We start from the raw sequence: 21,244 nt of genomic DNA on the forward strand, positions 1-21,244 counted from the left end.
ATCGCCAACGACCGTCTGGAGCGGGTAGCGGGAATCGAACCCGCGTATTCAGCTTGGAAGGCTGCTGCTCTACCATTGAGCTATACCCGCACGTTGACTCCGGCTCCGGTAAATGGTGGAGGGGGTTGGATTCGAACCAACGTAGCATAAAGCAACGGATTTACAGTCCGTCCCCTTTAACCACTCGGGCACCCCTCCATTAAAAATACCTAGCGGAGTTGCGCGATAAGGCATATACAACCAGACCAAATACATAAAGAACTCGTTCTGTTTGTGTGGGGCGTTATGCCGTTTACCATTGCCTCTGTCAACAGGTTAAATTCCGTTCTTTTCAATTTCATAACAAAAAAGTCTTTTTCGACATTTTTTAGTATCGGATAAGCCGCGCAATCGGCTATAGAAAAGCATGAATGAAAAAACTCCCAAAGATTCCCATTATGCCCGCTTACGCCGTCAATATCGCGACAGAACTGGCAAAAGAGCGGAAAAAACCAATCGGTTAAAAGTAGATCCGTCCCCCTTCGGTGCCGGAGAGCTCAGACTTTACGGTCTTCATACCGTTGCAGCGGCTTTGCAGAACAAAAAACGTAAGCTTACTAAACTTTTTGCCACTAAAAATGCGTTTGATCGGCTTGGCGTCGACGAATCAAAAATAAATTGTCCGATGGAAATTGTTAGCCCGAAAGTGCTTGATTCGCTTGTTGGTAGCGAGGCCGTGCATCAGGGTATCGTTCTTGAAACAGAGGCGTTGAAACCGCGTTCGCTTGACGAGCTTTCGAATACCGATCTTGTCATTGTGCTTGATCAGGTCACTGATCCCCATAATGTTGGGGCTATCATGCGTTCTGCCGTTGCATTCAATGCCGGTGCTCTTATCACAACAAACAGACATTCTGCACAGGAGACAGGAGTCCTTGCAAAAGCAGCCTCCGGTGCATTGGAGCTTATAGACCACATTACCGTGCGCAATCTCGCAGAGGCACTGGAAGAACTGCATAAAGCCGGTTTCACAAGTTTCGGGCTTGATTCGGAAGGTCCTCTTCCTCTCGAGCCAAGTTTGAAAGGCGGCCATATTGCTTTGGTTCTGGGAGCAGAAGGAAAAGGCTTGCGGCAAAAGACACGCGAAACGGTTTCAGTGCTCGCACGGCTGGATATGCCGGGCGCGATAAAATCGCTCAACGTGTCCAACGCTGCAGCTATTTCGCTTTATGCTGCACGTAATCATCTTGATAAAAAATGATTCCAAAATATCATGACGGATGGCCAAAGCATAACTCATGCACGATTTTTCGGGGATGCCTGATTTTGCGTGTTTTACATTTCGAGGTTTCTGCGACTATCGAATAATCCGATCAGAAAGAAGCCTGCCGCCAAGCCACCAAGATGCGCAACCCAGGCGATCGTACTCCCTTCTCCGTCTATTGAAGGAGTCGCAACACCTGTGATGATATCAATAACAATCCAAGTACCGATAAAGACAAGCACATTTTTCGAGGTCAATGATCGGGAAATGGACAGGATCGGCCCGGCAAATTCCGATCGTTGGTTTTGTCCGACGGTTTGAACCTGACGAAAACCGTAGCGGGCAGCAGCCCCCATCATACCGGATATTGCGCCCGATGCGCCGACCATTGGCACATAACTGTCGCTATAAACATAAAGATGGGCAAATGCAGCGACAGCCGAACAAACAAACCAGAATACAATAAATTTCATATTGCCGATCCGGTTCGCAAGAGGTGAGCCGAATATAACAAGCCACATCATATTGACTGCTACGTGCATAAGACTTGCGTGCAAGAATGAGTAGCTCACCGGCGTATACCAGAATTTCATGAAAGCAGACAGGAAGAAGTCGGGAACAAACGAAAAGTAAGTGTAAAAAATATCATATTGTCGCGGTGAAAAAAAATATTCCGGAACAATAAAACTCAATACACATATCGCAACGATAGTGACGATAACGGGAGGAATATTGAACAGCGGTGTGTGCGTTTTTCGATTTCCCGTATAGTCATTAAAATCATTGTTCACATCCGCTCTCCTGATGCCTGAAATGCTTTTTTGCAAATAATGGTATAAGGCGCACATAAAAGACTTCGGCAACGAGTTCGACGCAAGTTTGCGTTAAAATAACGAGCGCTACCAAAGTTTGTGCACTTGCGGGTGTGATAAATAACAAAAGTGGCAGCAAAACGAGTGAATTGCGCGTCGAAACACTAAAACTCACCGCTATTGCCTGCTTTTCATGAAGCCTCAACAATTTCGCTGCCAAAAAACCGATAAATGGAGCAAGACCCCCATAAATCCCATAGAAAACTATGCCGTAAAGAAGAGCGCCAAACAGTTTGTGGTTTTCACACCTCCCGTCAAAACCATCGGTGTGGGTGGTTAGCGAATCTCCGTTCGTTAGCCCACCGACAACATTGTGTGACGGCATTTCTGTTGTGAGCTCGTGGCAATCACCTCCGAATATCGAAAAAATCTGAGAAAAAGCATAAGTGGCAAGAATCACCAATGTGAGCGATGTGACGATAACAACACTGTTTTTCATGAAGGAGGTAGAAACGGAAATCATTCGGTTGCGAGAGGAAAAACGCTGGAGAAACCAAGCAAGGCATATAGGAATAACCAGAACCTCGAAAACAGAACGCAACAAAATGCTTAAATTTTGGTGACCAAGCCCGGGAAGTTTTGTTCCCGCGAAAGGGCTTACAAATAAAAATCCAAACAAACAAAATTGAAAGATCAACAAAACAGGAAGTGCCGCAGTCAAAGCTGCTATATCGCCTTTGCCCGAACGACAAAAGGATACAACATAATCGACACAAGGTGCACAAAGGAGCATGGCGCCGAATGCGGTGAAATAAAGATATGGACCGTTGGCGCTTGTTAATTTCGACAAAGGCGGCATGTCTAACAGACTATTCAAGAATGACAGACCGAGCCAGACTAACACGAGAACGAGAATCGGGATAAAAACAAAATTCCCGATGAGCAGTCCGACTATAAATCGTCCATTCCTGAAACTCTTTATCACAGACGCAAAAGGCACCTGTAAAAACGTAACGAACAATAAAATGGGTAAAACGAGTTTCAAGGCTGCATTGGAGAACTTTGATATCGACGTAAAACAGGCTAAAGCGATACCAATAAAAATTGCTGCGGTATAAAATACTGTTTGATTATTTTCGAAGAAATCTGGCCAATTAAAGCGTTTGTAACCCATTATTTAATCACAATTTTCAGGTTCCCCAGCCCCTCTTCCTGCAACATTTTGTAGAGAATCTGAGCATTTGCAGTATTAAGACGTACACAGCCATGGCTTGCCGGACTACCAAGCCTGCTTACATACGACGTCCCGTGGATGGCATAGCCCTCATTATAAAAAATAGCATAAGGCATAGGTGCATTGTCATATTTGCGGCTTCGCCACATTTTGTGCATTCTGACCGGTCTGAACGTGCCGCTCGGCGTCGCATAACCTTTGCGCCCTGTCGATACTTTCCAATGATAGAGTGTTTTACCATTCTTCTTAACAGTCATTGTTTGATCCGAGACATTAACCAAAGCCAATAGATTGTCGGCAGAAGCCAAATTCATCGCAGAAAATGAAAAAAACAACGCCTCAATTAAGACAGAAGATAATTTCCAATACATCTCAGCCCACCCGCTCTATTTTCAAACAATTTTCTGAAATAGCTTAAAGCGTCAAGATGAAAAAAAGAAACAAAAAGTTAAAAAATCGTTAACTCGTTATCAGATAAAATGATCGTGAAGATTAATATTTTGGCATAGATTGCATTTGGTCCAGAACTTGTTGGAAAGCTCTTTTATCAAGGAAACCATCAACATAATTTCCGCGTCCAACCAGTTTGAAAATAAATCCGCTCACTGCATATTGGCGAAATTCATCTTCAGGAATAAAGATGCGTCCCTTTTCCGACATTGTGCATCCCAGAGTACATACAATATTGAGTTTTTCACGCGCGACATAGCGGTAATTGCGTTTTTGCGACCATGCGAGACTGATATCAAGATCATTGCTGTTGGTTGATGTTGCTATTGTATCGATCACATACCCCTGATTGCTAATCCACTTCGCCTGCATTTCCAATTGTATCAGCGGATTATTGGTAAAATAGAAACTTTTGGAACTAAGCTCGGTAACACGCGTATAATAATCATGCGTCGTGGACGGTTCGGTTGTCCACTGACAAGCGGTTAGACAAGAAGCCAAAATCAAACAGGATAAAATCCTTTTTACCAGACGAAGCGATGGCATATCCAGCCTTTCAACACTGTGATTGATTAATGGCGAGATTACCCCCCGATGCTTACGCCAAGCTTGAGAAGCTTTAATTTTTTTAAAAAGATATTGCTCCACTTCGAGATCGTCCATACATCCGGCAAAAAACCGGAAAACGCGACAGGCTTGGGAGACAATATCCGCCTGCATTCATGTGAGGCACAAACTTTCAGTACACTTTTAACCTTGTCTTGCTGTGACTGATGTTATCTTTGCGTGTTTTCAACCCGTCGCATGAAATTTTCGCCAATCAAACCGATACTTGATTTTTCCGGCCCTATATCGGTTGCAAATTCCAGACGGTTTGACGGCAAATTGCGGTCAAAAAGGGCATGATCCTGTTAATCCTTTGCCGGTGGATTGAAAAAGAACTGTTATCGGAAAAGTTTTTTCAATATCGGGAAGGCCCGAGTAAAAATCAAACAACAAACATCATGTTCAAGATTGCCAAGGTAGATCTTTTTTAGAATTCAACAAACACAAATGCCGGAATTGCCCCACAACGCTGCAGCGACATCCTTCGATATAACTATATAATTTTAAATACGATTATTGGGGAGCCGGAACTTTCGATTTCTGCTTGCAGTCTTTCAACCAGACATCATAGATCGGATGTTCAACCGCATTAAGACCAGGGCTGTCGGCAAACATCCAGCCGGTAAAAATACGTTTGATTTTTTTATCCAGCGTAATTTCGTTGACTTCGACAAATCCATCCGTGCGCGTTGCCTCGTCTGCCGAGTTCGAATAGCAGACACGTGGCGTTACCTGTAACGCCCCGAACTGATATGTTTCTCCGATATATACATCGAAAGTTGTAATCCGTCCGGTAATTTTATCGAGACCTGAGAAAACTGCAACAGGATTGCTCAGACGCGTTGTTTCCTGTGCACAAGATGCACTTACACCGGAAAGGTAGCCAGTCAGGCAGGCCACAGCAAACAGGCAATGTGTGGGTAACGGTTTAAAAAATTTCATAGCACCGCAACAATGACTTTAAAGTGGTTGCACGCTTAACTGACAATTATGGCATTACAACGGAGAACAGAATGCATTCCCGTTGAACTCGTTATTTACCGGGTGTCCAGGCGTCATAATCGCCTGTAACATGCGGGCGCTGCCCATGGTGAGCAATCGACCCCTTCGGGGAATAGGCCTTGCTTGTACCGGTCATATTCGGAATATGCGGTTTTTCCCATTCACGTGCATGATAATCTTCTGCACTCGGCGGTGTATCGGTACGATGGTGTATCCAACCGTGCCAACCGGCAGGAATGGTTGAAGCTTCGGAGTAATTTTTATAAATTACCCAACGACGTGTATAACCATCTTTATGATGGCTACCCTCGTAATAAACATTGCCGAACTCGTCTTCGCCGACGCGCTTACCATTGAGCCACGTAAAAAACCGCGTATTAATGGTGTTTCCATTCCACCATGTAAAAATCTGTTTCCAGATACCAGCCATTTCAGTACGAGCTCCTTCAATTCAGCCCATAAGCTTTAAACGAAAAAATACACTTTTCCAGTTATGCAGCCCAACTGCATTAAAAGCAAGTCATTATTCGTGTGATCAGAACAGCGTCTTCTCAAGGACAACATCATTATCCGACTTGTTGTCACCACTTTTCCCGAGGTGCTTATACCCCTGTTCTTCAAAGAACTTTTGTGTCCGCACATCTTTTTTATTGAGTACCACACGAATTTTCCGCGCTGCCGGAAAGGCCTCTTCAAGTTCGATCAACAAACGTTGACCAATCCCCTGTCCCCGACTTTCAGGTTTAACGCATAAATGCAGTACAAGCGCTATCTCAGAATCGCCCTTTACCGCTCCTTGTGCAGCATAAGCCACGCCGTGAAGCATATCGCCGTCGTCCGCCACAACATATTCGGATGCCGGACGGCTCAGCATTTTCTTCAACATATCGGTCGTGTAATCATGGGCGGTTTTACGATCTACTTCTTCACGCCCGACAAGATCATCTAATGTAGCATGCCAAGTTTCGACCAAAAGGTCATGAATGGCATTGATATCATTCCTGGATGCAGTGCGAATCCACATGATCGTTATTCAATCCCGAGTTTTGCCTTTATCAAATTGTTCACGACTTGCGGGTTTGCCTTGCCACCGGTCTTTTTCATGACCTGTCCGACAAACCAACCTGCCAATGTCGGTTTTTCTTTGGCCTTAGCCACTTTATCCGGATTGGCAGAAATAATCTCGTCCACGGTTTTTTCAATAGCTCCGGTGTCAGTAACCTGCTTCATGCCACGCGCTTCAACAATTTTTGCAGGATCCCCGCCCTCATTCCAGACAATTTCGAACAAATCTTTTGCGATTTTACCTGAAATTGTGCCTTCTTTGATGAGGTCAATAATTCCACCAAGCTGATTTGCACTCATCGGAGATTGTGAAATATCAAGACTTGCTTTGTTGAGTGCGCCCAAAAGATCGTTAATAACCCAATTGGCTGCAAGTTTGCCGTCACGGCCGTTGGCTACTTCTTTAAAAAAGTCGGCAATCGCTTTTTCACTTACAAGAATGGAAGCATCGTAAGCGCTCAAGCCCATTTCATTGATGAAGTCTGATTTGATTTCGTCCGGTAATGCAGGCAATCCTGCCTTGAGCTCGTCGACAAAAGCCTGATCAAAAACCAATGGCAATAAATCCGGATCGGGAAAATAGCGATAGTCATGCGCTTCTTCTTTGGAGCGCATCGGCCGCGTCTCGCCTTTGGCCGAATCAAAAAGTCTTGTTTCCTGATCGATTGTGCCACCATCTTCGAGAACAGCTATCTGACGACGCGCTTCATAATCAATTGCCTGGCCGATGAAACGGATCGAATTGACGTTTTTGATTTCACAACGGGTGCCAAAATCTTCACCGGGGCGTCGTACGGAGACGTTTACATCGGCACGCATGGCACCTTCGTCCATATTGCCGTCGCATGTTCCAAGATAGCGAACAATCGTACGCAATTTTGTTACATAGGCTTTTGCTTCATCGGAAGAACGCAAATCCGGCTTTGACACAATTTCCATCAACGCAACACCCGAGCGGTTAAGGTCAACAAATGACATCGTCGGATGTTGGTCGTGAATGGATTTTCCGGCATCCTGCTCAAGATGAAGCCGTTCAATGCCGATTTCCACATCTTCGAACTCGCCTTTTTTATCGGGCCCGACAGAAATCGTAATTTTGCCTTCGCCCACAATTGGCTGTTCAAACTGGGAAATCTGATAGCCTTGAGGCAAATCCGGATAGAAATAATTTTTGCGATCGAATACGGATTTCAGGTTAATTTTGGCGTTCAATCCCAATCCGGTTCTGACTGCCTGTTTCACACATTCAATGTTGATAACAGGCAACATTCCGGGCATAGCCGCATCAACAAAGGAAACATGGGCATTGGGTTCAGCCCCGAATTTTGTGGAAGAGCCGGAAAAAAGCTTCGAATTGGATGTTACCTGAGCGTGCACTTCCAATCCTATAATGACTTCCCAGTCACCGGTAGCTCCGGAGATGAAACGTTTCGGGTCAGCTGTACGGGCATCAACGAGTGTCATTAGAAATCCATCATTCTCTTTAAAAACAAAATTATTTCTATTGGCTAGTCCAAACAAGCGTCAAGTGCAAGCAAAGAGTGCAATACATACAAAAAAGGCCCGGTAAAACCGGGCCTCGTTTATTTCTTCAAAAAGTCGATCAATCTTTTTTCGTTGTCTTTTTGGCTGCAGTCTTTTTAGCGGAAGCTTTTTCCTCACTATGAGCCTTGGCCGGTGCTTTTTTATCGTCAGACTTTTTGCTTTCCGATTTCTTGCTCTCGGCCTTTTTCTTCGTGGCCGACTTTTTCGGAGAAGTTTCGTCTTCTTCCTCTTTTACCAATTCTTCCGCAGTTACCTTTTTATCTGTAACCTTTACCTTGCCCAGCAAGTGATCAACGACCTTTTCTTCAAAAATCGGAGCACGCAAATTGGCAACGGCGTCCGGTGTGCGGCGGAAAAATTCGATAATCTGTTTTTCCTGCCCCGGATATTGGCGAACCTGATCATAAACAGCCCGCTGCAATTCGTCTTCAGAAACGGTTATACCGGCTTTTTCACCGATCTCTGACAGAACAAGGCCAAGACGGACACGCCGTTCGGCAAGCTTGCGATATTCGTCGCGCGCTGCTTCCTCGGTTGTCTCTTCATCCTCGAAAGTGCGACCGGCCTGTTTCAATTCATTGGTAATTTGTGCCCAGATATTATTGAACTCGACGTTTACAAGGCGTTCCGGCGTTTCAAAATCATAATCATTGTCGAGCGCGTCCAGAATTTGGCGTTTTACTTTTTGACGGGTAATTGTGCCATACTGGTTCTCGATCTGCTCGCGAATGACATCACGCAGTTTCTGAAGTGATTCGAGTCCGAGCTTCTTTGCAGCTTCGTCATCGATTTTAAGCTCGTCAGGCTTTGAAACTTCCTTCACCGTAATGTCGAAAGTTGCTTCCTTGCCTGCAAGATGCTTGGCATTATAGTCATCAGGGAATTTTACAGTGATGACCTTTTTGTCTCCGGCTTTTACGCCAACGAGTTGCTCTTCAAATCCCGGAATAAATTGTTTGGAACCAAGAACAAGTTGTGCATCATTATCAGCACCACCTTCGAAAGGTGTACCATCAAGCTTTCCTAGATAGTCAATCGTTACCCGATCACCATCTTCGGCCTTGCCTTTCTTTTCGGTGTAAGTGCGTGTTGACGAAAGGACCCTCTCGACCTGTTTGTCGACATCGGCCTCTGGTACTTCAACAACTTCGCGTGTGACAGCAATACCGGATACGTCCTTAAGGTCGAATTTCGGCAAAACTTCATATTTGAGAGTAAAGACAAAATCGGCATCACCGTTCAGGACTTTTTCCGCTTCTTTTTCGTCTTCGCTCATATCGATTTCGGGCTGTGTAGCCGAACGTTCGTTGCGATCGGAAAGAATTGAACGCGGTGTATCCTTCAAAATCCCGTTGATGACATCAGCCATGAAGGACTTGCCATACATCTTTTTCAAATGGCTGACAGGCACTTTACCAGGGCGGAAGCCGTTCAGCTTGACCTTGTCTTTAGCGTCGTCAAGACGTTCATTCAACTTTGCTTCCAGATCTTTAGCGGGGACCACTACTTTGATCTCGCGCTTCAATCCCTTATTAAGCGTCTCGGTAACTTGCATCGAACAACCTTCATTTTTTCTGAGGACAAGTACTTAAGCCCTGTCCGATACCAATTCTGCTCTAACACTAAAGCGTCAGAATACCATGAAGCGGACTTCCGCCTCAAGCGGAACCCCGCAAAAATTCTCTTTGCATTCAAGGCCGTTGCTGTGGTGCGGATGAAGGGACTCGAACCCCCACGGTTACCCGCCAGAACCTAAATCTGGTGCGTCTACCAATTTCGCCACATCCGCAAATCCTGATAATCAGGTTTGCAACAAACCATAGGCAAGCGGCGTCTCTATATCATTCAATTTCTATCAATCAAAGGAAAAAAGCCGACTCGTGCAATTTTTAACCCATATTTGCAAAAAGAAACAGAACAAAACCCTGATGCGTAAAATTATAAAGAGAGCAATCGGGGAAATTCTTGGGTAAGCCCCCCCATCAAAACGGGAATGAATAAACAGTTCCAAACGTTCTTACCTCCTTCACTCAATGATTTCATGTTATTTAAATACAACGGCAAAAGGCCATTCATTGTATTGCAACATGCGAAGTCTTGCATAGCAATTATTGCCGGTTTGGATGTTCAGTCGTCACACCTAGGTTGCCAGTCAAGCAGAACAAATCTTCTAACCTGTCTCGCCCCTTTTCCCGACTGTCATAATTGCATTTATCCATTACGAGATAAAAATATAAATACGTCTTATGCCTGTTTTCCGTTAGTTGGTCCAAGGGAAACATCTGGCTTTCAAAAATGAATCCTTTGACGCCATATATTAAAAAAAATCATCACCATTCAGGCGCCTGATTTATCATCTGGAAGACCAGCATAAATAGTCTGAAAACCCGTCATTGTCTCCGTGCTTTTTGTACCATAAGGTGATATTGACCGGCTCACGCTTGATTTTTATGGTTTGATGCAAACAATGATGATGTCGAATTTTTCAATGAAGCCGCTTCACGTTATTGGCGGTGGTCTGTCTGGTAGTGAAGCTGCATGGCAGATTGCCGAAGCCGGCATTCCTGTTATTTTGCACGAAATGCGACCGGTTGAACAAACGCCGGCACATAAAACTTCGCAGCTTGCCGAACTTGTCTGCTCCAACTCGTTTCGCTCTGATGATGCTTCCACCAATGCCGTTGGTCTTTTGCACGCGGAAATGCGCCTTGCTCACTCGCTCATTATGAAGGTGGCTGATGATCATCAGGTACCGGCAGGCAGTGCGCTCGCCGTTGACCGCGAAGCTTTTTCCAAAACAATAACGAAACTGATAGAAAACCACCCGTTAATTACCGTTGACCGCGGAGAAATTGCGAAACTGCCGCCGGAAGAATGGGGAAACGTGATCATTGCCACAGGTCCTCTCACATCTCCCCGTCTTGCTGAAGCGATAACATGCATTACCGGTGCTCACTCGCTGTCGTTTTATGACGCTATCGCGCCGATCGTCTATAAAGATAGTATCGATATGGATATTTGTTGGTACCAGTCCCGTTATGACAAAGTAGGCCCGGGTGGTACCGGCAAAGACTACATCAACTGCCCACTTGACAAAGAACAATATGAAAACTTTGTACAATCGTTGATGGAAGGTGAAAAAGCAGAATTTCACGATTTTGAAAAAGTGCCTTATTTCGACGGCTGTTTGCCAATTGAAGTCATGGCTGAACGCGGGAGCGAGACGCTACGTCATGGCCCCATGAAACCGATGGGACTTACAAACGCCCATAATCCGACTGTAAAGGCTTACGCCATTGTGCAGTTGAGACAAGACAATGCATTGGGTACGCTCTATAATATGGTCGGCTTTCAAACCAAACTCAAATATGGCGAACAAACCCGCATTTTCCGTTCAATTCCAGGACTGGAAAATGCAGAATTTGCACGCCTTGGCGGCATACATCGCAATACTTATCTCAACTCGCCCCTTCTTCTCGATGAAACTTTGAGGCTGAAAAAACTTGAACGGTTACGCTTTGCAGGTCAAATGACAGGGTGTGAAGGCTATGTCGAATCGGCCGCGATGGGGCTTGTGGCCGGTCGCTTTGCGATTGCAGATTATAAAGGATTGGAACAAAAATTACCCCCCGTTACAACAGCCTTCGGGGCGCTACTTAACCACATAACGCGTGGTCATATTGCAATTGAAGATGGAACTAAACAATCCTTCCAGCCGATGAACATCAATTTCGGTCTTTTCCCGCCTATTGAAGTCGAGAAAAAAGAAGGTAAACGTCTACGTGGAAAAGAAAAAATTCTGGCTAAAAAGCAAGCTCTAACGGCGCGCGCACTGGCCGATTGCAAAACATGGTTGAACGAGGAGAAAATCCAATGAGTATCTCGCCCATAATTATCTTCGATCTTGATGGAACACTCGTCGATTCAGCACCGGATTTGCTCGATAGTCTCAATTTTTCTCTTAAACAAGACGGATTAAAAACTTTCACTCCCGATGACATCCGCCGCCTCGTCGGTATGGGTGGCCGCATCATGATAGAACGTGCGCTGACTTTCCAGAAAATCAACCCCGACAACGCGCATGTAGAGAAGTTGCTAGGAACTTTCTTACGTCATTATGAAGAAAATATGCCTGGCAAAACGCAATTTTTCGATGGCGTTGATTTGGCACTCGATAAACTTTCGGAAGCCGGTTACAAGCTTGCTGTTTGTACCAATAAACACGAAAAACTGGCTCGCCACCTGTTGGAGGGCATGGGTGAGGCCAGCCGGTTCATAACCATTGTCGGCGGTGATACATTTGCTTATCACAAACCGGATGCACGCCACATCCTTTCCACAATTGAACGCGCCGGTTGCAACCCTGATAGAGCACTGATGGTAGGTGATAGCCAAGCCGATATTCTTGCTGCACAAAGCGCCGATATTCCGGTTATAGCTGTCGATTTCGGATATACAGATAGACCAGTCAGCGCTTTCAATCCGACAAAAATAATCAGTCATTTCAACGAACTCACCCCCGATCTTGTAGCAAAATATATCAATTAAAAACACGAGGATAAAAAGCTGCGTTTAGTCGGAAAAACGGAAGCGGGATAAAGTCGTAATGGATAAAATTCTTACCTTATCGAATAAAAAGCCTTTATTTGAAGGGTTGACCCGCTCGGTTTATATCGACGAGCAAAATCCCGATTATCTTGTAAAAGTCCCCTCACCGGCCTGGCGCAGTAAAATTGCCGGATTTTCACGCCTGAGACAATTCAGAAAAGCAATTGATATCAATTCGCCCAACACCCGTGAAATTCGGGAATATATGCGGCATTTTGCCGATCCGGATATGGCTCGGGATGAAAAACATTTGATGCAAATTGCCGGAATCGTCTCGACAGATATCGGTTGGGGATTACTCGTCAAAGCCGAACGGGATTCGTCTGGAAACTACGCAAAACCTTTTGGTGTCTACCAAAACGAAATTCCGCATTACCGCAAGGAAATCGAAGATTTTATTTTATGGGTCAAGACAACGAGCTTTATTTGCTACGATCTTAAATTCGACAATATTCTTTTAAGCTCGAGGAATGGTCAGCCGACCCTTGTATTGATTGACGGAATTGGAGAAACGGGACTTTTTCCGGTGCGCAAATGGTTTCAAAAATATAACCACGCGAAAAATGTTCACGAACTTCAGGAATTCATTGACGCATTGAAGCCGTTTGTCAATTTGAAAAACCGATGACAACCTTAAAAATGAGACAATAAAAAGCCCGACATTCAAGATAAAGGTCGGGCTTTTTAAATAGCTATTTATTATTTGTTGTTGACGGCGTCCTTCAAGCCTTTACCAGCCGAGAACTTTGGAACGTTACGAGCCGGAATGTTGATTTCTGCGCCTGTTGAAGGATTGCGTCCCTTTGTAGCTGCACGGTGGGAAACTTCAAATGAACCGAAACCGGGAAGACGAACGTCGCCGCCTTTTTTCAAAGCATCGGTAACGGAAGCAATGAATGCGTCCACGGCCGAAGCAGCCTGAGTTTTTGTGATGCCGGCTTTTTCAGCTACAGAGCTGACCAATTCATTCTTATTCATTGGATAATTCCTTTCTTTCTATCACCGGACAATATTGATTCAACCGGTTGGATGAGAGTTTATTGAAAACTATGGCAAACAGAAGCCAATTTTACTAAAAAAAGCCCGTTTTCAGGGGAAAATCACAGTTATTAACGGAAAAAATGCTACATTCCCCGATAGCGAAACAAAAATAAAAAGAAAAGGCGGCTTAAAACCGCCTTTTCTAGAACTTTTTTAAGCATTTCCTATTGCGTGATTCAGTGTGCTACAGAGCTGACACCATCCTCTTCGCCCGACATATTGCCGGTCAGCGTCGGGGTCGCAGGCTCTACCCATTCGATCGGTTCCGGCCGACGAACAAGCGCGTGATCAAGAACTTCACTTGCAAAACTTACGGGGACAATCTCCATATTGTTTTTGACATTATCCGGTATATCGACAAGGTCTTTCGCATTCTCTTCCGGAATGAGAACCTTCTTGATACCGCCGCGTAATGCTGCAAGCAGTTTTTCTTTCAAACCGCCAATTGGCAAAATGCGCCCGCGTAAGGTGATTTCGCCTGTCATCGCGATATCCTTGTGGACAGGTATACCGGTCAGGACTGAAACAATGGCGGTAACCATCGCAACACCGGCTGACGGACCGTCTTTCGGCGTAGCCCCTTCCGGAACGTGGACGTGAATATCGCGGCGTTCGAACAGAGGTGGCTCTATTCCGAAATCTACGGCACGGGAGCGTACATACGATGCAGCAGCCGAAATCGATTCCTTCATAACGTCACGCAGGTTACCTGTGACAGTCATTTTGCCTTTGCCCGGCATCATGACACCTTCAATGGTAAGAAGCTCACCACCGACTTCTGTCCAGGCAAGTCCGGTAACAACGCCGACCTGATCTTCACCTTCGATCTGCCCGTAACGGAATATCTTGACGCCAAGAAACTCGTCAATATTGCTATCGTCAACCTTGATGGTTTTCTTTTCTTTCTTGACAATTTCCGTTACTGCCTTGCGAGCAAGTTTCATCAACTCACGTTCGAGCCCGCGAACACCGGCCTCTCTCGTGTAATATTGGATGATCGAGCGGATCGCTTCATCACTAACAACAAACTCCTTCTTGGAAAGAGAATGCTCCTTCATGACCTTAGGCAGAAGATGGCGTTTGGCTATCTCCATCTTTTCTTCTTCCGTGTAACCGGCAATACGGATGATTTCCATACGATCCATCAATGGTTCTGGAATATTCAACGTATTGGCAGTGGTTACAAACATCACATCCGAAAGATCATATTCGACTTCAAGATAGTGATCCATAAACGTATTGTTCTGTTCAGGATCAAGAACTTCAAGTAGCGCCGAGGACGGATCACCCCTGAAATCCTGCCCCATCTTGTCAATCTCGTCGAGAAGAAAAAGCGGATTGTTTTTCTTCGCTTTTTTCATCGACTGGATGATCTTGCCAGGCATCGACCCGATATAAGTGCGACGATGACCGCGAATTTCCGCTTCGTCACGCACTCCACCTAGTGACATACGGACATATTCGCGCCCTGTCGCTTTTGCAATCGAGCGTGCAAGTGATGTTTTACCAACTCCGGGCGGTCCAACAAGACAAATAATCGGACCTTTTACCTTTGCTGCACGGCTTTGAACGGCAAGATATTCGACGATACGTTCCTTGACCTTCTCAAGACCAAAATGTTCTTCGTCCATAACTTTTTCAGCATAGTTGAGATCATTCTTGATCTTGGATTTTTTGCCCCACGGTATACCCAGAAGCCAATCAAGATAGTTGCGGATTACTGTCGCTTCAGCAGACATCGGAGACATACTGCGAAGTTTCTTGACTTCACCCTCTGCCTTTTCACGCGCTTCTTTTGACAGTTTTGTCTTTTTAATACGTTCTTCCAATTCAGAAATTTCGTCGTGGCCATCTTCGCCATCGCCCAATTCTTTCTGAATAGCCTTCATCTGCTCGTTGAGGTAGTATTCGCGCTGGGTTTTTTCCATTTGCCGTTTAACGCGCGAGCGTATGCGCTTTTCAACCTGCAAAACAGAAATCTCGCCTTCCATAAAGGCAAGCGCCTTTTCCAGTCTTTCACGAACGGATAGTAACGCAAGCATTTCCTGTTTTTCAGAAAGCTTGATAGCTAAATGAGAGGCAACTGTATCGGCAAGTTTGGTTGCATCATCAATCTGACTAACTGCACCAATGACTTCCGGTGAAATTTTTTTATTCAATTTCACATAATTTTCGAAGTCCGAAACGACCGAACGCATCAGCGCTTCAATTTCGACTTTATCCTCTTCCGGTTCATCAAGAGGCGTTGCGTAAGCCTGATGATAATCGGCATTATCGGAAAAACCGTTGATCTTGGCGCGTTTCACGCCTTCAACCAGAACTTTTACTGTACCATCCGGCAACTTCAACAATTGAAGTACATTTGCCAATGTACCAACATCATAAATGTCGTCGGCCTTCGGATCATCATCAGAGGCATTCTTCTGGGTTGCCAGAAGTATCTGCTTATCCTGACCCATCGCCTCTTCAAGAGCACGAATGGATTTCTCGCGACCAACGAATAGCGGCACAATCATATGGGGGAAGACAACAATATCGCGAAGCGGCAAAACGGCATAAAGCTTTTTGCCGACATCCGTCGTCTTCTCTAAATCATGTTGCATAACAATTCCTTTCTGGAGCCTGAGGCTCGTTTGCAACGCGGGCACTCCTTACATGAAGCAAATGCCTACGCACAAAGAGATAAGGTGGTAATTGACCACTGATAAATCAAGAGCCACTCAATGGTGAAAACTTGAAGCTGCCCGAAGCTTGATGCAATATCAGAGACAAATGAAAGATCACGCAGATGCGTTTTCTTTCGGATGGTCTCTTTCTGCATAAATATAAAGCGGACGGGCTTTACCTTCGACAACATCACTCGAAATGACCACTTCCTGAACGCCTTCAAGCGTCGGAAGTTCAAACATGGTATCAAGCAAAATCTTTTCCATAATGGAACGCAAGCCGCGTGCACCTGTCTTACGCTCGATCGCTTTGTTTGCAATGGCCCGCAAGGCATCATCATGGAAAGTCAGTTTGACATCTTCCATCTCGAACAGGCGTTGATATTGTTTGACCAAAGCATTTTTCGGTTTGGACAAAATCTGAACCAGAGCATCGACATCAAGGTCTTCCAGAGTTGCTATAACCGGCAAACGACCGACAAACTCGGGAATAAGACCGAATTTCAAGAGATCTTCCGGTTCCAGATCATGAAAGATTTCTCCAATACGCCGTTCATCCGGTGCTTTGACTGTCGCGCCAAAGCCGATTGATGTCTTCTCGCCGCGTGCCGAAATAATCTTTTCAAGGCCCGAAAAAGCACCACCACAAATAAACAGGATATTGGTTGTATCAACCTGCAAAAATTCCTGTTGCGGATGTTTGCGACCACCTTGAGGCGGGACAGAAGCAATTGTACCTTCCATAATTTTCAACAGTGCTTGTTGAACACCCTCGCCCGAAACATCTCGTGTTATCGAAGGATTGTCCGATTTACGCGAGATCTTGTCGACTTCATCAATGTAGACAATACCGCGCTGCGCACGCTCGACATTATAATCGGCGGCCTGCAACAATTTCAGAATGATATTTTCGACATCTTCGCCAACATATCCGGCTTCTGTCAGCGTCGTTGCATCGGCCATGGTAAACGGCACATCAATGATACGGGCAAGTGTCTGGGCAAGATAGGTTTTGCCGCAACCGGTAGGCCCGACCAGCAGAATATTCGATTTTGACAGCTCGATGTCATTGCTCTTCGACTGATTGGCCAAACGTTTGTAATGGTTATGGACAGCGACAGCCAGAACGCGTTTGGCATGAGATTGTCCAATCACATAATCATCAAGAACAGCCATGATTTCTTGAGGGGTCGGAACGCCATCACGAGCCTTCACACCAGAAGATTTGTTTTCTTCACGGATGATATCCATGCACAGCTCGACACATTCGTCGCAAATAAAGACTGTAGGTCCGGCGATCAGTTTACGCACCTCATGCTGGCTTTTGCCGCAGAATGAGCAATAAAGCGTATTCTTTGAATCGCCCCCGTTATTACCAATTTTGCTCATTACTTCTTTCCTTTCGCCCGAATTGCATAAAATATTTTGCCTTTTCGGTTAGACTTTTCAAGACCATTTCACCAAGAAACTAACACAAATAATAGGTTCAATCATCTATCTCGCTACTGTTTCCCATTCCGATACGTAAATGCCAAACGTTATTTTTCTATAAACCTCGAAAAACGGCTACAAAAAAGAACCTCGTTTTTGTGCATTTTCATAGCCGTCAATCACACATCTTATGCCTGATCGTTTTTCTCTTCTTCCGCTTCGGCACGGTATTGGATCACTTCGTCGATCAGTCCGAATTCTTTGGCTTCTTCGGCTGTCATAAAATGATCGCGATCAAGTGTGCGTTCGATTGTTTCATAATCCTGACCCGTATGATGAACATAAATTTCATTCAAACGGCGTTTCATTTTAATAATATCCTGGGCATGGCGTTCGATATCGGATGCTTGCCCCTGAAAACCGCCGGAAGGTTGATGCACCATGACGCGCGCATTCGGCAATGCAAAGCGGTGGCCTTTTGCGCCAGCTGTCAATAATAGTGACCCCATTGAAGCGGCTTGCCCCATGCAAAGGGTAGAAACAGCGGGGCGAATGAACTGCATTGTGTCATAAATCGCCATGCCGGACGTAACAACGCCACCCGGAGAATTGATATAAACACTGATTTCTTTTTTCGGATTTTCTGCTTCGAGAAACAGCAATTGTGCACAGACAAGCATTGCCATATTGTCTTCAACGGGGCCATTGACAAAAACAATTCTTTCCTTCAACAAGCGGGAAAAAATGTCATAGGACCGTTCGCCACGATTTGTCTGTTCGACCACTATCGGAACAAGATTGAGGGCAGTCTGGATCGGATCACTCATTTTCACTTCCATATCATACGAATCGTCGTTTATGACCTAAAATGTCGTTATAACTAGAATATCAAACTATTAGAAGATCAATAGATTGTTGTTTTGCGTCTCGAGCCGGATTTACTCGAAATCGCATAAAATCGACAAAGTCGACTTTTCTGCTATTTCAAAACCATCAATTTTTAAAATTGTTAAGGGAAGCCACCATATGTGCTTCAAGTCCTGTGACTTCAAGTCTTTCCAATCTTTTTGGTGGCGTGACTTTCTAATCTGAAATGCGTTATTTTCCAAAATAAACATCCGATTTTGAAAAAATTGAATGGGTGGTGATAAAATACAAATTCATCAACAGTGGCGGATTTCACATATTTCATTCACATTGACCAAATCGACAGAAACGCAAGGTTGGACAAGCTGCATTATCAAACGCCCTCCCCTCGCATGAATGAATATCGAATTGAAAAACTCACAACACCACGAACCAGTTCCAATCCGGCATCGTTTAAATCGTTGTTTTCACCTTTTCTTGCGTAAGAATCCCGTCAAAGCCGGGAATCCTTTTTGTTGCCCAATCATAAAAGCTTCCCTCTTTTATCGGATCGGCCGTTCTTTCTTTCTTGTGAACATGAAAGCCGATAAAACGCGGATCGTTCAATGGCTCAAGCCCATAAGCAGGATCAAAAATGCGTTCGGTGTCGCGTCCGGTCCAGTAATAGAATGTTTCTTTTTCCTTTGCGTCTTTGAAAAAGCCATATCTTTTTGCAAGGCGCGAAATTCCATCATTGCCAAAAACCGTAATTCCCAAACGCCCTGGGACAACAGGCAATTTTTGTCTTTTGAGACGCCATGGAAGCCAAATACCACGGTGGAAACCGAGCCAGTTCGGTACCATTTTGCCGCTCTCGAGATAGTCGTCGTATTCTTTGATGATCGGATTGTCGGCCGGAAGATAAAGCGCCGAAACACCAACGCGCGAACGATTTTCGCGCGCAAGCCACACTTTACCTTCTTCCGGATGGAATTGTTTGACAAGATAAACATCGGTATCAAGCCAGACCCCTGCCCGATTTTTCATCAATCTTACCCGAAACAAATCGGAAAGCTGAACAATCGTGCGGATAGGCTTGAAGTCTGGGAACGCTGGGTCAATTCGATAAAGTGTCGAGAGCGGCAATATCGGCTCCGCCTCCAAAAGTTCCACCCCTTCAGGCACATTCATAACGTTTCCGTGGCTATAGAGTTTGACATGCTGGCCGGTCTTCACCATTGAAGAAAGACATAGCCAATCAATGGGACGCAACCGGTCTCCATACCAAAAAGTGCAGATGTCCATCAAAAACCCCTTTAAAAATATTCCAGACTGACCCGAAACAATTGTTCGACATCACGCACAGCATCAGCCATTGCAAATATAACGACCATATCGCCTGCCAGAACACGCGTATCCCCTTTCGGGCGTATCATCGTATTGTCACGATAAATCGCGCCGATACGTAAACCCTCCGGCAGTTCGAGTTCGGACAAAGGTTTTCCCACCAGAGGAGAAGTTTGCATTGCTTCTGCTTCGATAATTTCGGCTTCTCCATTCGAGACAGAATAGACAGAGCGGATGCGCCCCCTGCGCATTTGCTGAAGCACTTTGGAAATTGTAACGCTGCGTGGATTAAGATGGGAATCGATGCCTACAGTTCTGGTAAATTCCTGAAAAGCCATATTGTTGATAAGCACCATGTTCGACTTGCAGCCAAACATTTTTGCCATAATCGCGCTCAGCACATTGACCTGATCCTGATTGGTCAATGTCACAATAAGATCGGCCTGATCGACATTCGCTTCCTGCAAAATTGCCGGGTCAAGAGCACTGCCATTCAGTACAACCGTACGATCAAGTTGGTCGGTAATTGCCAGAGCGCGTGCTTTATCTGCCTCTATAATGCGTAACCGAGCTTTGTGTTGGCGCTTTTCCATAGCACGGGCAACATAAAGGCCGATATGACCACCGCCGGCAATGATAATCCGGTTGGCTGCCTGCTCATCGTGACCGAACAACCCCAATGCTCGGCGAACCTGTGTACGTGATGCCACAAGATAGGTGATGTCACCCACTTTCAATTCGGTATCGGCATGGGCAATGAATAGTTTTTTTCCTCTTTTGACAGCTGTAACAGTCGTCAAAAGGTCGGGAAAAAGATCGGTGAGCTGTCTAAGCGGTGTGTTGATGACAGGGCAATCTTCCATACATTCGAGAGCCAATGCCACAATCTCGTCATAACTGAAATAGAGAACGTCCAATGCACCCGGTAATGCAATGCGACGCAACACCATTTCGCCAACCTCGATTTCGGGCGAAATGACCACATCAATCGGCAACGCATCACGTTGGAACAGCCCCTGATATTGCGGGTCGAGATAGGACTGATCGCGAACGCGGGCAATCTTTGTCGGCACGTTGAAAAGCGCATGAGCAACCTGACAGGCCACCATATTGACTTCATCCGATAATGTGACAGCAATCAACATATCGGCTTCGTCAGCACCTGCAGAACGAAGCACATCCGGTCGCGCACCGTGGCCCACAATGCCGCGAACGTCAAGCGTATCGCGTACTTTTTCGATCAGTTTCGGTTCAATATCAATAACCGTAACATCATGTTGTTCACTGGAAAGACGTTCTGCTATTCCGTAGCCGACTTGTCCGGCACCGCAAATGATTACGCGCATAT

Annotated in this window: 19 protein-coding genes and 3 tRNA genes; 4 read left to right on the forward strand and 18 right to left on the reverse strand. The window is 45.3% G+C overall.

Annotated features, from left to right (window positions below):
- Window positions 1-16: 16 nt before the first annotated feature.
- Both H3V12_RS04110 and H3V12_RS04115 read right to left on the reverse strand, forming a co-directional pair.
- A tRNA-Gly gene (locus H3V12_RS04110) sits at window positions 17-90 on the reverse strand.
- Between the two features lie 23 nt (window positions 91-113).
- Window positions 114-198: transfer RNA gene (locus tag H3V12_RS04115), tRNA-Tyr, on the reverse strand.
- 208 nt (window positions 199-406) lie between these two features.
- Here H3V12_RS04115 and H3V12_RS04120 point away from each other — a divergent pair.
- Window positions 407-1,240, forward strand: coding sequence for an RNA methyltransferase (locus tag H3V12_RS04120; RefSeq protein ID WP_198212963.1), 834 nt, complete (start codon window positions 407-409; stop codon window positions 1,238-1,240).
- Between the two features lie 74 nt (window positions 1,241-1,314).
- Here the strand turns inward: H3V12_RS04120 and H3V12_RS11175 are convergent, their stop codons facing one another.
- From H3V12_RS11175 to H3V12_RS04170, 10 genes are all read right to left on the reverse strand, one after another.
- Window positions 1,315-2,034: a rhomboid family intramembrane serine protease gene (locus H3V12_RS11175; RefSeq protein ID WP_198212965.1), complete on the reverse strand. Its 720-nt coding sequence runs from the start codon at window positions 2,032-2,034 to the stop codon at window positions 1,315-1,317.
- Window positions 2,024-3,229 (reverse strand): hypothetical protein, encoded by a 1,206-nt coding sequence (locus H3V12_RS04130; RefSeq protein WP_198212967.1) that lies wholly within the window; start codon window positions 3,227-3,229, stop codon window positions 2,024-2,026. The genes H3V12_RS11175 and H3V12_RS04130 overlap by 11 nt, the downstream gene beginning before the upstream one ends.
- On the reverse strand, window positions 3,229-3,603 hold the full coding sequence (locus H3V12_RS04135) for a L,D-transpeptidase (protein ID WP_225867811.1): 375 nt from the start codon (window positions 3,601-3,603) through the stop codon (window positions 3,229-3,231). The genes H3V12_RS04130 and H3V12_RS04135 overlap by 1 nt, the downstream gene beginning before the upstream one ends.
- Before the next feature lie 178 nt (window positions 3,604-3,781).
- On the reverse strand, window positions 3,782-4,459 hold the full coding sequence (locus H3V12_RS04140; protein ID WP_246787479.1) for a division/cell wall cluster transcriptional repressor MraZ: 678 nt from the start codon (window positions 4,457-4,459) through the stop codon (window positions 3,782-3,784).
- A gap of 399 nt (window positions 4,460-4,858) precedes the next feature.
- Complete coding sequence (locus tag H3V12_RS04145; protein ID WP_198212973.1) at window positions 4,859-5,287, reverse strand: DUF2155 domain-containing protein; 429 nt, start codon at window positions 5,285-5,287, stop codon at window positions 4,859-4,861.
- A gap of 91 nt (window positions 5,288-5,378) precedes the next feature.
- Window positions 5,379-5,777 carry an NADH:ubiquinone oxidoreductase subunit NDUFA12 gene (locus tag H3V12_RS04150; protein WP_075914628.1) on the reverse strand — a complete coding sequence of 133 codons (399 nt, stop codon included), beginning with the start codon at window positions 5,775-5,777 and terminating at the stop codon, window positions 5,379-5,381.
- Window positions 5,778-5,882: 105 nt separating this feature from the next.
- On the reverse strand, window positions 5,883-6,371 hold the full coding sequence (locus H3V12_RS04155; RefSeq protein ID WP_198212975.1) for a GNAT family N-acetyltransferase: 489 nt from the start codon (window positions 6,369-6,371) through the stop codon (window positions 5,883-5,885).
- A gap of 5 nt (window positions 6,372-6,376) precedes the next feature.
- Complete coding sequence (gene gatB, locus H3V12_RS04160; RefSeq protein ID WP_198212977.1) at window positions 6,377-7,876, reverse strand: Asp-tRNA(Asn)/Glu-tRNA(Gln) amidotransferase subunit GatB; 1,500 nt, start codon at window positions 7,874-7,876, stop codon at window positions 6,377-6,379.
- Between the two features lie 139 nt (window positions 7,877-8,015).
- Window positions 8,016-9,512 carry a trigger factor gene (tig, locus tag H3V12_RS04165; protein ID WP_198212979.1) on the reverse strand — a complete coding sequence of 499 codons (1,497 nt, stop codon included), beginning with the start codon at window positions 9,510-9,512 and terminating at the stop codon, window positions 8,016-8,018.
- 151 nt (window positions 9,513-9,663) lie between these two features.
- Window positions 9,664-9,746 (reverse strand) — tRNA-Leu (locus H3V12_RS04170).
- Between the two features lie 681 nt (window positions 9,747-10,427).
- Here H3V12_RS04170 and trmFO point away from each other — a divergent pair.
- The 3 genes from trmFO to H3V12_RS04185 are packed head-to-tail and all read left to right on the forward strand — an operon-like array spanning window position 10,428 to window position 13,193.
- Window positions 10,428-11,834, forward strand: coding sequence for a methylenetetrahydrofolate--tRNA-(uracil(54)-C(5))-methyltransferase (FADH(2)-oxidizing) TrmFO (gene trmFO / locus H3V12_RS04175; RefSeq protein ID WP_198213790.1), 1,407 nt, complete (start codon window positions 10,428-10,430; stop codon window positions 11,832-11,834).
- A complete protein-coding gene (gph, locus tag H3V12_RS04180; protein ID WP_198212988.1) occupies window positions 11,831-12,505 on the forward strand; it encodes a phosphoglycolate phosphatase in 675 nt (224 codons plus the stop codon). The genes trmFO and gph overlap by 4 nt, the downstream gene beginning before the upstream one ends.
- 58 nt (window positions 12,506-12,563) lie before the next feature.
- Window positions 12,564-13,193: a YrbL family protein gene (locus tag H3V12_RS04185; protein ID WP_198212990.1), complete on the forward strand. Its 630-nt coding sequence runs from the start codon at window positions 12,564-12,566 to the stop codon at window positions 13,191-13,193.
- 71 nt (window positions 13,194-13,264) lie between these two features.
- On the opposite strand, the gene H3V12_RS04190 is transcribed toward H3V12_RS04185, so the two are convergent.
- The 6 genes from H3V12_RS04190 to trkA all read right to left on the reverse strand — a co-directional run bounded on the left by H3V12_RS04190 (window position 13,265) and on the right by trkA (window position 21,242).
- Complete coding sequence (locus H3V12_RS04190) at window positions 13,265-13,543, reverse strand: HU family DNA-binding protein (protein ID WP_075869977.1); 279 nt, start codon at window positions 13,541-13,543, stop codon at window positions 13,265-13,267.
- 239 nt (window positions 13,544-13,782) lie between these two features.
- On the reverse strand, window positions 13,783-16,209 hold the full coding sequence (gene lon / locus H3V12_RS04195) for an endopeptidase La (protein ID WP_198212992.1): 2,427 nt from the start codon (window positions 16,207-16,209) through the stop codon (window positions 13,783-13,785).
- A 177-nt stretch (window positions 16,210-16,386) separates the two neighbouring features.
- Window positions 16,387-17,661 carry an ATP-dependent Clp protease ATP-binding subunit ClpX gene (clpX, locus tag H3V12_RS04200; RefSeq protein WP_075869979.1) on the reverse strand — a complete coding sequence of 425 codons (1,275 nt, stop codon included), beginning with the start codon at window positions 17,659-17,661 and terminating at the stop codon, window positions 16,387-16,389.
- A 230-nt stretch (window positions 17,662-17,891) separates the two neighbouring features.
- Window positions 17,892-18,530 (reverse strand): ATP-dependent Clp endopeptidase proteolytic subunit ClpP, encoded by a 639-nt coding sequence (clpP, locus tag H3V12_RS04205; protein WP_075870386.1) that lies wholly within the window; start codon window positions 18,528-18,530, stop codon window positions 17,892-17,894.
- Between the two features lie 493 nt (window positions 18,531-19,023).
- Window positions 19,024-19,854 carry a hypothetical protein gene (locus H3V12_RS04210; protein ID WP_198212994.1) on the reverse strand — a complete coding sequence of 277 codons (831 nt, stop codon included), beginning with the start codon at window positions 19,852-19,854 and terminating at the stop codon, window positions 19,024-19,026.
- A gap of 11 nt (window positions 19,855-19,865) precedes the next feature.
- Window positions 19,866-21,242 carry a Trk system potassium transporter TrkA gene (trkA, locus tag H3V12_RS04215; RefSeq protein ID WP_075869982.1) on the reverse strand — a complete coding sequence of 459 codons (1,377 nt, stop codon included), beginning with the start codon at window positions 21,240-21,242 and terminating at the stop codon, window positions 19,866-19,868.
- Window positions 21,243-21,244 lie beyond the last annotated feature (2 nt).

The organism is Bartonella sp. W8167 (assembly GCF_016100335.1).
GTDB classification, from domain to species: Bacteria; Pseudomonadota; Alphaproteobacteria; order Rhizobiales; family Rhizobiaceae; genus Bartonella; species Bartonella apis.

Bases quoted from the DNA above. Each gene is read 5' to 3' on its own strand.
- H3V12_RS04120 (WP_198212963.1), top strand. From the start codon at position 407: ATGAATGAAAAAACTCCCAAAGATTCCCATTATGCCCGCTTACGCCGT.
- H3V12_RS04130 (WP_198212967.1), bottom strand. From the start codon at position 3,229: ATGGGTTACAAACGCTTTAATTGGCCAGATTTCTTCGAAAATAATCAA.
- H3V12_RS04135 (WP_225867811.1), bottom strand. From the start codon at position 3,603: ATGAATTTGGCTTCTGCCGACAATCTATTGGCTTTGGTTAATGTCTCG.
- H3V12_RS04140 (WP_246787479.1), bottom strand. From the start codon at position 4,459: ATGCAGGCGGATATTGTCTCCCAAGCCTGTCGCGTTTTCCGGTTTTTT.
- H3V12_RS04145 (WP_198212973.1), bottom strand. From the start codon at position 5,287: ATGAAATTTTTTAAACCGTTACCCACACATTGCCTGTTTGCTGTGGCC.
- H3V12_RS04150 (WP_075914628.1), bottom strand. From the start codon at position 5,777: ATGGCTGGTATCTGGAAACAGATTTTTACATGGTGGAATGGAAACACC.
- H3V12_RS04155 (WP_198212975.1), bottom strand. From the start codon at position 6,371: ATGTGGATTCGCACTGCATCCAGGAATGATATCAATGCCATTCATGAC.
- gatB (WP_198212977.1), bottom strand. From the start codon at position 7,876: ATGACACTCGTTGATGCCCGTACAGCTGACCCGAAACGTTTCATCTCC.
- tig (WP_198212979.1), bottom strand. From the start codon at position 9,512: ATGCAAGTTACCGAGACGCTTAATAAGGGATTGAAGCGCGAGATCAAA.
- trmFO (WP_198213790.1), top strand. From the start codon at position 10,428: ATGATGTCGAATTTTTCAATGAAGCCGCTTCACGTTATTGGCGGTGGT.
- gph (WP_198212988.1), top strand. From the start codon at position 11,831: ATGAGTATCTCGCCCATAATTATCTTCGATCTTGATGGAACACTCGTC.
- H3V12_RS04185 (WP_198212990.1), top strand. From the start codon at position 12,564: ATGGATAAAATTCTTACCTTATCGAATAAAAAGCCTTTATTTGAAGGG.
- H3V12_RS04190 (WP_075869977.1), bottom strand. From the start codon at position 13,543: ATGAATAAGAATGAATTGGTCAGCTCTGTAGCTGAAAAAGCCGGCATC.
- lon (WP_198212992.1), bottom strand. From the start codon at position 16,209: ATGCAACATGATTTAGAGAAGACGACGGATGTCGGCAAAAAGCTTTAT.
- clpX (WP_075869979.1), bottom strand. From the start codon at position 17,661: ATGAGCAAAATTGGTAATAACGGGGGCGATTCAAAGAATACGCTTTAT.
- clpP (WP_075870386.1), bottom strand. From the start codon at position 18,530: ATGAGTGATCCGATCCAGACTGCCCTCAATCTTGTTCCGATAGTGGTC.
- H3V12_RS04210 (WP_198212994.1), bottom strand. From the start codon at position 19,854: ATGGACATCTGCACTTTTTGGTATGGAGACCGGTTGCGTCCCATTGAT.
- trkA (WP_075869982.1), bottom strand. From the start codon at position 21,242: ATGCGCGTAATCATTTGCGGTGCCGGACAAGTCGGCTACGGAATAGCA.